The sequence below is a fragment of the Nocardioides sp. CPCC 206348 genome, assembly GCF_048654705.1.
Taxonomy (GTDB): Bacteria; Actinomycetota; Actinomycetes; order Propionibacteriales; family Nocardioidaceae; genus Nocardioides.
The window spans coordinates 57,630-69,595 of sequence record NZ_JBMCZA010000202.1; the positions used below are offsets into that span (position 1 = coordinate 57,630).

Consider the following 11,966-nt stretch of genomic DNA (forward strand, 5'->3'; position numbering starts at 1 on the left):
GCAGAAGGCGGAGCCCCGGATCATTCCGTTCCGCGGGGAGTACCTCGCCGTGTCGGCAGCCAAGCAGGATCTCGTGCGGGGCATGGTCTACCCGGTCCCCGACCCGCGCTACCCGTTCCTCGGCGTGCACTTCACCCGCCGGGTGACCGGGGTGCTCGAGGTGGGCCCGAATGCGGTGATGGCCCCGCATCGCGACGCCTATCGTCGTTCGTCGGTGCGGCTCGCCGACGTGGCCAGCGTCGCCACGTGGCCGGGCTTCTGGCGGATGGCGGCCACGCACTGGCGGACCGGCGCGAAGGAGGTGCGTGGCTCCCTGTCCGTGCGTGCCTACCTGCGCGCCGCTGAGCGCTACGTCCCCGCCATCGGGCCCGACGACGTGGTGCGCGCCGGCTTCGGGATCCGCGCCCAGGCCGTCGATCGCGACGGCACCCTGGTCGACGACTTCCGGATCACGCACCGCAACGGTGTCACCAGCGTGCGCAACGCGCCGTCGCCCGCCGCGACGTCGAGCCTGGCCATTGCCGAGTACGTCGTCGACCGGATCCCCACCACGGCACAATGACCGATGTGCTGCTTCCCATGCTCGCCACGCCGGGCACCCACGTGCCCCCGGGGGAGGACTGGCGCCACGAGGTGAAGTGGGACGGGGTGCGGGCGCTGGCCACGATCGACGGTGACGTGACGCTGGTCAGCCGCAACGGGAACCGGATCACGACCGCATGGCCCGAGCTCGTCACCGCTCCGACCGGGCTGGCCGACACGGTCGTCGACGGCGAGATCATCGCGCTCAACGACCGCGGCATCCCTGACTTCCGGGTGCTCGCGGAGCGGATGCACGTCCGCAACACCGCCACCGTGGCCCGCCTGGCGCAACGGATCCCGGCGACCTACATGGTCTTCGACGTGCTGCGCCTGCGGGGGAAGGACCTCACCGGGCTCCCGCTCGAGGAGCGCCGTCGCCTGCTCGGCGACCTCGACCTCAGTGCCTCCGGCTGGCAGGTCCCGCAGGAGTACGACGATGGCGCGATGCTGTTCGAAGCCACCCGCGCCCAGGGGCTCGAGGGGATCGTCAGCAAACGGATCGACTCCACCTACCGGCCCGGTGAGCGCAGCCACCACTGGCTGAAGTTCGCGCACCGGCACCGTGGCACCTTCGTGGTCGGGGGATGGCGTCCCCAGACCGGTTCGAGCGACCGGCTCGCCGCCGTCCTGGTCGGCGAGGTCACGCCGGACGGACTGCTCTACCGCGGCCGGGTCGGCAGTGGGATCGGTCCGAAGCAGTCCCGGTCGCTGACCGATGCCCTCGCGTCACTGGGCCGGGCCGAGAGTCCGTTCGCCGACGAGGTGCCGCGGGCCGACGCCGAGGGCACGTCCTGGGTCGACCCTGTCGTGGTGGTCGACGTGGACACGCACGGGATCGGCTACGAACGGCTCCGCCAGCCGTCGTACCAGGGGATCCGTTCCGACGTCACGGTGGACGACCTGGCCCGACCTGACGCGGGAGGGCACTGATGCCGAAGAAGGCCGATCACCAGCAGACCGAGGTGCACGTGGACGTCGAGGGCCGCACGCTACGGCTGACGAACCTCGAGAAGGTGCTGTATCCCGCCACGGGCACCACGAAGGGTGAGGTGCTCGACTACTACGCACGGATCGCGCCAGTGCTGCTGCCGCACCTGGCCGGACGGCCGGTGACCCGGATCCGCTGGCCGCACGGCGTCGGTGACATGAGCTTCTTCGAGAAGAACGCGCCGGCCGGGACACCGAGCTGGGTGCGGACCGCCGAGGTGCCGACGACCGGCAGCCGCGGGCCGAGCCGGAACGGGGACACCTTGCGGTTCCCGATCATCGAGGATCTCCCGACCCTGATCTGGGCGGTCCAGCTCGCCGCCCTCGAGCTGCACGTTCACCAGTGGACGGTCGATGACAAGGACGAGCCGCTCGGAGCGGACCGGGTCGTGATCGACCTGGACCCGGGGGAGGGTGCCGGTCTGCACGAGTGCTGCCAGGTGGCCCTGCTGGCCCGGGACGCCCTCGCCGAGCGCGGCCTCGAAGCACTGCCGGTGACCAGCGGCAGCAAGGGCCTGCACCTCTATGCGCGGCTGCCCGAGCGCCGGCCGTCCGACGAGACGAGCGAGCTGGCGAAGGAGATCGCCGAGGAGCTCCAGGCCGCGCATCCGCAGCAGGTCACCGCCACCATGACCAAGGCCCGCCGTCGCGACAAGGTCTTCCTCGACTGGTCGCAGAACGCCGGCTCCAAGACGACCGTGGCGCCGTACTCGCTGCGCGGTGCGCCGCGACCCCAGGTCGCGACGCCGATCACCTGGGACGAGGTCGACGAGGGAGCCGAGGACCCGTTGGGCCTCGAGCAGTTCACGCCCGCCCAGGTGCTGGAGCGCGTCGACGAGTACGGCGACCTCTTCGCGCCGTGAGCCTCACGGGTCGTTGCGTCGCCGCATGGCGTAGACGTCGAACTCGGTGACCACACCCGCCGGGTCGCCGCTCGACCCGACGGCGCTGGCCAGGTCGTGGGGCGAGGTGGCGTGGTCGGCCTCGTCGAGGGTGGCGTCGATGAGCAGCTGGATCTCGGACGTCGGGTGGTCCACGCGCAGGGCCGTGGGCTCGATCCGCCAGCCGTGGCGGCCCAGGTCGTTGAACAGGCCCATCAGCGTGGTGTTCTTCTCCGCGGCGATGCCTTCGAAGCCGTCCGCGGCCTCGATCAGGTAGACCGGGCGGGTCACCGCGAGCGTGGCGGCGTCGTACAGCGGCACCCACAGGCGCGCGTACTCGTAGCTCCGCGATCCACTCACCCAGCCAGTGTAGGACTCGTGGGACGAGGTGCGCCGGAATCTTTCGACGGGCTGCCCGGTCAGGCAGAACGCAGCGGACGTACGGCGGCCGGGTCGACCACGTTCGCGAGGTCGAGGGTGGCACCGAACACCAGGCCGCTGCCGGTCACGGCAGGGGCGTCGACCACGTCGGCCACGACGACCGTGACGTTGTCGCGGCTGCCGCTGTCGAGAGCCGCGCGGACCAGGCGTTCGACCGCCATGCTGCGCGACTCCATGCCCAGGAGCATCTGGATCGCGGCGGGGGACAGGACGTCGCTCAGGCCGTCGCTGCACAACAGCAACCGGTCCCCGGGCAGCAGCTCGATCAGCCGCACGTCGGGCTCGGGTGTGTGCTCGCCGTCGACGGCCTGCAGCACGACGTGCTTGTACGGCGACGCCGCGGCCTGCTCGAGGGTGATCCGCCCGGCGTCGACCATCGCCTGCACCATGGTCTGGTCGTGGCTCAGCTGGGTCAGGGCCCCGTCGCGCACCAGGTAGGCCCGGGAGTCGCCGACCTGGGCCAGTGCCGTCTCGACACCGTTGGTCAGGATGGCGGTCAGCGTGGTGGCCATGCCGACCCGGCGTGGGTCGGCGGCGACGCCGGCGACGAGCTGGTCGTGCGCTTCATGGGTGGCGGCGGTCAGCAGCCGGACCGGGTCGACGCCCGGGTGGGCGAGCGCTCGCGCGCTGACGACGTACGACGTCGTGGCGGAGGCGATCTCGCCGGCGGCCGCGCCACCGACACCGTCGGCGACGCACAGCAGGTAGGGCCCGGCGAACCCGGCGTCCTCGTTGTTGTCGCGGACGAGCCCGACGTCGCTGTGCGCTGCGAAGCGGAACTGGAGCACCGCACTCACCTCCCAGGAACCGGTCGCCGTCGACCCTGTGTCGATGGTGCCCGATCAACCTGTGAAACGTCTGTAGGTGCCCTCGGAGTTCCGCGGAGCAGCGGTCAATCAGGAGCGGGTGAGCTCCGGAGCCTCGCTCAGGAGCGGAAGCCGACCTGACCCGCGACGCTGCGTCCGATCTCGACGTACGCGAGCTTGGCGACCGGAACCACGGTCACCTTGCCCTTGGTGTCGGTCAGCCTGAGGACGCCGTCGGACGACAGCGCCTCGCTGACGAGTGCCTCGACGCCCTCGTTGGTCTCGTCGGTCTCGATGACGAGCTCCCGCGCGGTGTTCTGCACACCGATCTTGACCTCGACGGTCATGGTTGTTCTCCTCGTTCGTGGGGACGGTCGAGGATCCCGACCGTCTCGTTCCAGCCTAGTCAGGCGTCGGAATGCTCATCTGTCCGCGGGTACCCGCGGATGCCGCGCCAGGCCAGGCCGGACACCAGGGCAACGGCCTGGTCGCGGGGCAACCCGGTCAGGCCGCGTTCGGTGTCGGTCAGCCAGAACCGCGCGCTGACCTGCGCCATTCCCACCAGGGACACCGAGAGCAGGCGCGATGCGTCCGGAGGCAGTCCGGTGTCGTCCTGGATCACGGAGGTGATCAGGTCGGCACACTCGGTGGTGACGCGGTCGATGTGGTCGCGGACCGCGGGCTCGTTGGTCAGGTCGGACTCGAAGACCAGCCGGAAGGCGCCGGTGTCGTGCGCGACGTAGTCGTAGAAGGCGTCCATCGCAGCGGCCACGCGCTGCTTGTTGTCCTGTGTCGACTCCAGTGCGCGGCGGCAGCTGGCGATCATCGCGTCGCAGGCGGCGTCGAGGATCGCGAGGTACAGCTCGAGCTTGCCGGGGAAGTGCTGGTAGAGCACCGGCTTCGAGACGCCGGCGCGCTCGGCGATGTCGTCCATCGCAGCGGAGTGATAGCCCTGGGCGACGAAGACGTCGAGGGCAGCGGCCAGCAGCTGCGCGCGTCGTTCGCGGCGGGGAAGTCGAACGCCGCGGGGCCGCCTGTCGTCCAGGTCGAACTGCTCGGTCACCACAGCCAGAAGCCTACTCGTTGGTAGGCGAGGCCCGTCGGACGCCCGGCACCCGGCCGGCACGTCCCGTCGTCCGGGTCCGGATGACGGGACGTGGTGTCCACTCCTTGGTCGGGGAAGGGACCATGGAAGGGTCGAGGGAACAGCCGGGCACCTGCACGGCGTTGTCCCTGGACTGACCCCCATCGTTTCCGAGGAGTACGACGTGAGCTTTCCCGCGCTGGTGGAGCCGGCCGCCGAGCTGACCATCGACGAGGTCCGCCGCTACAGCCGTCACCTGATCATCCCCGACGTGGCGATGGACGGACAGAAGCGGCTCAAGAACGCGAAGGTCCTCGTGATCGGCGCGGGCGGCCTCGGCAGCCCGGCGCTGCTGTACCTCGCCGCGGCCGGTGTCGGCACGCTCGGCATCGCCGAGTTCGACGAGGTCGACGAGTCCAACCTGCAGCGCCAGGTCATCCACGGGATGAGCGACATCGGCCGGCCGAAGGGCCTCTCCGCGAAGGAGTCGATCGCCGAGATCAACCCGCTGATCAACGTGATCCTCCACGAGGAGCGCCTCGACAACGACAACGTCATGGACGTGTTCAAGGGCTACGACCTCATCGTCGACGGCACGGACAACTTCGCGACGCGCTACATGGTCAACGACGCGGCGTACTTCCTCGGGATCCCCTACGTCTGGGGCTCGATCTACCGCTTCGACGGCCAGGCCTCGGTCTTCGCGCCCACGATGGCCGACGACGCCCCCTGCTACCGCTGCCTGTACCCCGAGCCCCCGCCGCCGGGCATGGTCCCGTCCTGCGCCGAGGGCGGCGTGCTCGGTGTCCTGTGCGCCTCGATCGGCTCGATCCAGGTCAACGAGGCCATCAAGCTGCTCATCGGTGCGGGTGACCCCGCCATCGGCAAGCTGGTCATCTACGACGCCCTCGAGCTCGAGTGGCGCAAGCTGAAGGTCCGCAAGGACCCCAACTGCGCACTGTGCGGGGAGAACCCGACCGTCACCGGCCTGATCGACTACGACGCCTTCTGCGGCGCGATCTCGGAGGAGGCGGCCGACGCCGCCGTCGACGCGACGATCAGCGTCACCCAGCTCGCCTCCATGATCAAGGAGCGCGAGGAGGGTTCGCGCGACTTCGTCCTGATCGACGTCCGTGAGCCGGCCGAGGCCGAGATCAACCACATCCCCGGTGCGGTCCTGATCCCGAAGGGCGACTTCCTCAACGGGACGGCGCTCGCGCAGCTGCCGCCGGTCGACTCCGGCAAGCAGATCGTCATGCACTGCAAGACGGGCGTCCGCTCGGCCGAGACCCTGGCGATCGTCAAGGGTGCCGGCTACGACGACGCCGTCCACGTCGGCGGCGGCGTGGTGGCCTGGGTCAACCAGATCGACCCGAGCCAGCCGACGTACTGAGTCTCGATCACCGAAGCAGACAGGCCCCGCGATCCGTGAGGATCGCGGGGCCTGTTGCGTCCCCGGCTCAGGTCACGGGTTGGTGACCTGGACCTGGATGGTGCCGTCGGCGTTCTCGGCGGTGACCGTGGCGGTCACCCCGACCCCGGCGACCTTCACGGAGTTCTGCTCGTTGGCAGCGCTCCAGTAGGCCTGGGGGTTGGTGTCGTTGAACGTCGGGACACCGGCGACGGACGGAGCACACGCGGCGAGCGTGTCGTGTCCGCCGGCGGTCGCCACCTGCTTGTGCAGGCAGACCTCGTCGGTCGCCGAGATGCCGAAGGTGGCATCGAACGGCTCGCGGCGGTTCGAGGGGCTGGACCCGTCCGGGTACGTCAGCGAGTCCGGTCGTACGTCGACCGGAAGGGCGTAGCCCCCGCCCGGGTGGGCGCTCGTGTTGTTGTCGGCGTACGCCAGGTCGACGAGCCAGACGAGCATGCCGTTCTGGTAGGCGAAGTGCTCCACCCAGTCCGGTCGCGTGACGCCCTCGGAGAAGTTGTACGGCCCCACCTGGAGGGTGCTGTCGTACCCGACGTACTGCCGGTTCTCGATGAGGTAGTAGCGCGGGGTCGTCTTGGTCTCGGTGCCGGTCGAGGCGGTGAAGCCCTTGACGGTCCAGCCGTTGGCGCCCTTCTCTGCCCCGTCGGTGATCGGCTGGCCGTAGCCCTTGATCACGATGTTGTCGATGAAGGCGCCGGCTTCGTTGTAACCGCCGTCGGTGGCATAGCGCAGCCGGAACAGCGAGGCCTTCTTCTTCTTCTTGTCCAGGGTGTAGCGCCAGCTGTGCCTGGTCCAGTCGGCGGTCCCGTCGATGGCCTCGAGCTGCTTCCACGTGGTGCCACCGTCGACGGAGTATTCCGCGTAGAGGAAGTCGTAGTCGGGCTCGATCTGGTTCCAGATGTCGGCAGTGACCAGGACCGACGTCGAGGGCGGGACCTGACGCGTCAGGGTCGCGACCAGGTTGTCGCCACGGCCGGAGTACCACGAGTACTTCCCCTGACGGGCCTTCGTGTAGACGTTCGTCGTGGTCTTGTCGGGCAGGTTGACCTTGATGGCCTGGTCCTGTCCGACGGCCGTCTCCTGCGACGGGGACAGCGTGAAGCTGCCGTTCTGGCCGGGGTTCACCTCGGTGTAGTCGAGCCAGCCGAGGTAGTACTTCTCCTCCGGGCCCATCAGCCCGGGCGTGGTGCCGATCGACTCCTGGCCGTGGTTCAGCCACGAGCCCGAGGACATCAGCGTCCAGAATCCGGTGCCGTTGTCGCCGCCCGCGGTGTCGTAGAAGTCGGGAAGCTCCAGGTCGTGGCCGTACTCGTGCGCGAAGACACCGAGCCCGCCGTTCTCCGGCTCGACGGTGTAGTCGCCGATGAAGTACTTCGAGTCACCGACCTGGGCGCCGCCGTACAGGTTCTGGCTGGTGCCGACGGTCGGGCCGGTCTGGCCGTAGAGGTTGCCGTTGACGTACCAGCGGTGCGACCAGATGGCGTCGTCGCCGGCACCGGCCTCCTCGCCACCGCCCGCGTGGACGGCCTGGAAGTGGTCGATGTAGCCGTCGGCCTCGTTGAAGTCGCCGTCACCGTCGAAGTCGTAGCGGTCCCACACGTCGAACTGTGCGAGGTAGGCGTCGATCTCGGCAGGCGTCTTGCCGGCAGCGACCTGCGCGGCGTACCAGGCGTCAGCGGTGTCGGCGATGAAGGCCCACGAGCCGCCGGTGTCCTCGACCGCGTTGTCGCCGTACGTCGAGGCGTTGCCGGGAACGGTCACCCAGTCCTCGGTCGTGACGCTGACGTCGTAGCGGCCGCTGGAGACCTCCTTGTAGTAGTTCCTGAAGGACTCGCCGTCGCCGTTGAACATCTCGTCGTAGTGCGCCTTGTTGAAGTCCGGCGTCCACTCCGTGGAGTTGTCGACCGCGCGGTCCGGCTCCGCGATCTCGTTGTGCAGCGGACCCGGGTCGGTGCCCTGGGCCGGCACGTTGGCCGTGCCGAACTGGCCGAGCAGGGTGAGGATCTTGTCGCTCCTCTCGACCGGGAACTCGACGTACTCACCGGTGGCGAGCTTCACGGTCGCGCCGCCGTCGGCCCGCTGCTGGAGACGAGCGTTGCCGTTCTCCACCAGCTCGAGCGCCTTGCGCATCTCGCGACGCTGCTCGTGGGTCTTGGGACCCGGCCGATCGTGCTTCTTGGCGTGTGCCGGGCGCTGCTTCGCAGGGCCGTCGACAGGGGTGTCGGCCTGAGCCGGTTGCAACATCGCGCCACCCAGGGCGATGGTTGCGGCGCCGGCGAGCAAGCCGGATGCCAGTTTCTTCACAGATGCCTCCGAGAAATAATGGTGAGAGGGCACCGAAAAGTCGTGGAAGACGGAACGTCGCCCGAGACCTGCAGATTTTCGGCGTCCGTCGGTACCTCACACGTAAATCACTGTCGGACGCAATAGTTGGGCGAAAATTTGCGCAAGGTGTTACGAGGCAGCTTGCAACCCTCGAACCCCACAAGTCCCGCGCGTAACCCCGGACCCGCTGTTCTCGTTGGTCAGGGCATCGTGGTCCTGGTGTTGCGGACCACCGCGAATCGGTCAAAGCGTTCACCGCACCGAGGGAGCAACTGAGAGCCTCGTCCTCACGGATGGGGCTCTCGGCGTCCGTACCGCCGACGGGGTTAGATGGGCCCGTGGACGAGGGGTACGTCGAAGTGTTGCTCGACCTGGTCGAGCGGATCCCGCCCGGTCGGGTGACGACGTACGGTGCGCTGGCGGCCGTGGCTGGAGGAGGTCCGCGGCAGGTCGGATCCGTGATGGCGAGGTACGGCGGCCCGGTGCCGTGGTGGCGGGTGGTGCGTGCCGATGGCACGCTCCCGCCGAGCCACGACGACCGGGCCCGTGCGCACTACCTCGACGAGGACACGCCGCTGAAGGTCAGCGGCGGCCTCGACATGCCGCGGGCGTTCTGGGATCCCGCGACGGAGGACTGACCTGGGTCAGCTGAGCGCCGCGATGGCGGCGTCGTAGTTCGGCTCGGTCGCGATCTCCGGGACGAGCTCGGTGTACAGGACCGAACCGTCCGCGTCGACGACCACGACGGAGCGGGCGAGCAGGCCCTCGAACTTGCCGTCGACCAGCTTCACGCCGTAGTCGTCACCGAACGAGGTGCGGAAGCCCGAGCCGACCTGGACGTTCTCGATGCCCTCGGCGCCGCAGAAGCGGGCCTGGGCGAACGGGAGGTCCTGGGACACGTTGATGACCGTGGTGTTCTCGAGACCGGCCGCGAGCTCGTTGAACTTGCGGACGCTCGCGGCACAGATCCCGGTGTCGATGCTCGGGAAGATGTTGAGCACCGCGCGGGAACCCTCGGGGAGGGCGACGTCGCTGAAGTCGGAACCGACGAGCGAGAAGGACGGGGCGGGGGCGCCGACGGCGGGAAGTTCGCCGACGGTCGAGACGGGGTTGCCGCCGAGTGCAGTGGTAGCCATGCCCTTTGTCTAGCAGGTCAGTAGTCGACGGCCACCGGCGAGGGTCACCGGAGACGGCCGAGGTAGCCGACGACCTTGCGCACCTCGAGCAGCTGGCGTTCCCAGGTGATGCCCACGACCGTCAGCAGGACGCCGGCGAAACCGATCCACACCCACTTCGGGAACTCCCCGGGGTAGGCGCCGATCTCGCGGAACACGATGATCGCGCCGACGGTGGCGCCGACCAGGAGCGGCGCGCTCCAGCGCAGCGAGGCGCCGGCGATGGTGAGCGCCAGGCACACGCCGCCGAGGAGCAGGGCCCGGAGCGAGACCGGGTCCCCGATGACCCACAGGAGCGACGGGATCGTGCCGAGCAGCAGGCCGGGCAGCAGGGCCTCCGCAGTGCCGACGGTGTCCGACTTCTGCATCCGCCAGAGACCGAAGGCGAGCAGGGCCACGGCCAGCGGGAGCGTGTAGGCCTCGGGTGCCTCCACCTCGAGGTCGGCCAGCCGCACCCACGTGGCGAGCAGCAGCAGCGCTGCACCGATCCAGGCGCCGAAGCGGCGCGACTCGTGGATCAGGGCGCTCGCGCAGAACACGAACCCGGCGACGGTCAGCCACAGCGCGGTGTACCCGCCCGCGTCGGTGGTTTCGGCGCCCGAGATCGGGAACGTGATCAGCGCGACCGCGACGGCCGGCAGCTCGATCTCGATGCGGGGCCGTCCGAGGGCGAGAAGACCGACGGCGAGGAGCACCGGGATCGCCACCCAGGCGGCGTCACCCCCGAAGGCGTAGACGGAGGCGCTGGTCGCGAGGCCGAGGAACGGCGCGGCCGAGAGGGCGCCGCTCATCCGGACGGCCTCCGTGCCGCGCAGCGCGAGGACGACGGCGGATGCGGTGGCCAGTCCGGCAACGATGGCGGTCATCGGGGCGCTCGGGACGGCCGCGATCGAAGCGGCACCTGCGGTGAACGTGGCGGCGACGCCGAGGCCGGCAGCCCGGCCTCCGGTGGTCATCAGCGCGGCGGCCGCGGCGCCGAGTGCCACGAGGGTGAGCACGGCGACGGGCAGGGCCAGCGTGACGTCGTACGACGCCAGGGTCGCGGCGGCACCGATGCCGGCCGCGATCGCGGCGACCTGGGCCCAGATGGCCAGGTGGTCGCGGCGGCGGGCCGAGACGAGCAGCGCGATGAAGGCGATCGGCACGAGCAGCGACGGCACCAGGAGCAGCGGCTCGGTGACCGGGTTCTCGCCGCCGATGGTGAGGTCGAAGCGACGCTCGAAGCCGGTGGAGAGGTCGGCCCAGCGGGCGAAGGCAACCACCACGGTGACCAGTGAGAAGCCGGCGAGGATGGCGCTGCCCACCGCCGACGGCGCGATGGCAATGGTGCGGAAGGACCGGGGAAGCAGGCCGAGGACCAGGACCCAGGCCGCGGTGACGGCGACGGCCACCAGACCGACGGTCGTGGTGTCGGTGTCGACGCTCGGGAGGGTCACGACGACCGTCACCACCATGGCGGCGAAGCTGGCGCCGGCGAGGAGGAGCCCGCGGTTGCGGACAACCAGGCCGGGGACGAGCAGCACAGCGGCGGAGACGAGCAGCGACCAGCCGGAGCCGTCGATCCACAACTGGTGGAGATCGGGTTCGGTCAAGGAATCGGTGAGTGCCAGGCCGCTGGCGCCGAGCCAGGCGAAGGAGCCGGCAACGGCCTGGCTCCAGGCGAGCACGGGCAGGTCCTGCGAACGGGCGAGAAGGATCGCGCCGATGGCGAGCGCCGTGAACACGTGGCCGACGAGGAGCTGGTGGTCGGTGACGTCGAGGGTGCCGAAGTAGGCGACCGCCGTACCGATGCCGGCGATCACCTGGGGAGCGACAAGCCGCGGCTCGCCACCGACGCGGACGAGTCCGAGCACGATGCCGGCCACCGCGACGACCAGTCCGGCGACACAGGCCGTGACCCCGTCACCACCGTCGCCGAGCCAGCCGGATGCACCGGCCCCGAACACGTCGAGGGCCAGCAGGCCCAGTGCGACGACGATCAGTGACTCGCCCGCGATGCGGAGCCCTGCGCGGTGCAGGAGCAGGGCCGAGGTGCCGGCCGTCAGGGTCAGGCCGGCGAGGACCGCGGTGCGGCCGCCGACGCCCAGCGCCGACCACGAGACGGCCAGGAAGATGACGGACGCGACGAGCAGGCAGAACGCACCGAGGCCGAGCAGGATCTTCGGGACGGACGCGGACGCGACGCCGCGGCGTTCCGGGGCGGGCGCCATCGCAGCGCCCGGGTAGGGCGGCAGCGGCGGGGCGGGCGGACCC

12 protein-coding genes are annotated in these 11,966 nt (G+C 70.0%); 5 read left to right on the top strand and 7 right to left on the bottom strand.

From position 1 onward, the window contains the following. The 3 genes from ACOADB_RS19820 to ligD (ACOADB_RS19830) form a co-directional block, all read left to right on the top strand. The coding region (locus tag ACOADB_RS19820; RefSeq protein WP_378602423.1) for an FAD-dependent oxidoreductase at positions 1–562 on the top strand (562 nt) is incomplete at its 5' end. Further along, positions 559–1,512: a non-homologous end-joining DNA ligase gene (gene ligD / locus ACOADB_RS19825; RefSeq protein ID WP_378602426.1), complete on the top strand. Its 954-nt coding sequence runs from the start codon at positions 559–561 to the stop codon at positions 1,510–1,512. The genes ACOADB_RS19820 and ligD (ACOADB_RS19825), both read left to right, overlap by 4 nt. Beyond that, entirely contained in the window at positions 1,512–2,432 is a 921-nt protein-coding gene (gene ligD / locus ACOADB_RS19830) for a non-homologous end-joining DNA ligase (RefSeq protein ID WP_378602429.1), read from the top strand. The genes ligD (ACOADB_RS19825) and ligD (ACOADB_RS19830) overlap by 1 nt, the downstream gene beginning before the upstream one ends. Positions 2,433–2,435: 3 nt before the next feature. Here ligD (ACOADB_RS19830) and ACOADB_RS19835 read toward each other — a convergent pair whose 3' ends face one another. The 4 genes from ACOADB_RS19835 to ACOADB_RS19850 form a co-directional block, all read right to left on the bottom strand. Then, the gene (locus ACOADB_RS19835) at positions 2,436–2,810 is read right to left on the bottom strand and encodes a hypothetical protein (protein WP_378602432.1); all 375 of its coding nucleotides are present in this window, start codon (positions 2,808–2,810) and stop codon (positions 2,436–2,438) included. 59 nt (positions 2,811–2,869) lie between these two features. Beyond that, a complete protein-coding gene (locus ACOADB_RS19840) occupies positions 2,870–3,679 on the bottom strand; it encodes a PP2C family protein-serine/threonine phosphatase (RefSeq protein WP_378602435.1) in 810 nt (269 codons plus the stop codon). A gap of 137 nt (positions 3,680–3,816) precedes the next feature. Then, entirely contained in the window at positions 3,817–4,044 is a 228-nt protein-coding gene (locus ACOADB_RS19845; protein ID WP_378602438.1) for a DUF3107 domain-containing protein, read from the bottom strand. A gap of 59 nt (positions 4,045–4,103) precedes the next feature. Next, the gene (locus tag ACOADB_RS19850) at positions 4,104–4,763 is read right to left on the bottom strand and encodes a TetR/AcrR family transcriptional regulator (protein WP_378602441.1); all 660 of its coding nucleotides are present in this window, start codon (positions 4,761–4,763) and stop codon (positions 4,104–4,106) included. A gap of 202 nt (positions 4,764–4,965) precedes the next feature. Here ACOADB_RS19850 and moeZ point away from each other — a divergent pair, with 202 nt between their 5' ends. After that, on the top strand, positions 4,966–6,174 hold the full coding sequence (gene moeZ, locus ACOADB_RS19855; RefSeq protein ID WP_378602444.1) for an adenylyltransferase/sulfurtransferase MoeZ: 1,209 nt from the start codon (positions 4,966–4,968) through the stop codon (positions 6,172–6,174). Between the two features lie 72 nt (positions 6,175–6,246). On the opposite strand, the gene ACOADB_RS19860 is transcribed toward moeZ, so the two are convergent. Continuing rightward, complete coding sequence (locus tag ACOADB_RS19860) at positions 6,247–8,517, bottom strand: immune inhibitor A domain-containing protein (RefSeq protein ID WP_378602447.1); 2,271 nt, start codon at positions 8,515–8,517, stop codon at positions 6,247–6,249. A gap of 359 nt (positions 8,518–8,876) precedes the next feature. Between ACOADB_RS19860 and ACOADB_RS19865 the strand changes: the two genes are divergently transcribed. Then, positions 8,877–9,176 carry an MGMT family protein gene (locus ACOADB_RS19865; protein ID WP_378602450.1) on the top strand — a complete coding sequence of 100 codons (300 nt, stop codon included), beginning with the start codon at positions 8,877–8,879 and terminating at the stop codon, positions 9,174–9,176. A 6-nt stretch (positions 9,177–9,182) separates the two neighbouring features. On the opposite strand, the gene tpx is transcribed toward ACOADB_RS19865, so the two are convergent. Then, a complete protein-coding gene (gene tpx, locus ACOADB_RS19870) occupies positions 9,183–9,674 on the bottom strand; it encodes a thiol peroxidase (protein WP_378602453.1) in 492 nt (163 codons plus the stop codon). A 44-nt stretch (positions 9,675–9,718) separates the two neighbouring features. Next, positions 9,719–11,966 (bottom strand): SCO7613 C-terminal domain-containing membrane protein (locus ACOADB_RS19875; protein WP_378602456.1); only part of this gene is annotated, 2,248 nt, incomplete at its 5' end.

Excerpts from the sequence above, each read along its gene's own strand:
- ligD (WP_378602426.1), top strand. The coding sequence starts at position 559 with ATGACCGATGTGCTGCTTCCCATGCTCGCCACGCCGGGCACCCACGTG.
- ACOADB_RS19845 (WP_378602438.1), bottom strand. The coding sequence starts at position 4,044 with ATGACCGTCGAGGTCAAGATCGGTGTGCAGAACACCGCGCGGGAGCTC.
- tpx (WP_378602453.1), bottom strand. The coding sequence starts at position 9,674 with ATGGCTACCACTGCACTCGGCGGCAACCCCGTCTCGACCGTCGGCGAA.
- ligD (WP_378602429.1), top strand. The coding sequence starts at position 1,512 with ATGCCGAAGAAGGCCGATCACCAGCAGACCGAGGTGCACGTGGACGTC.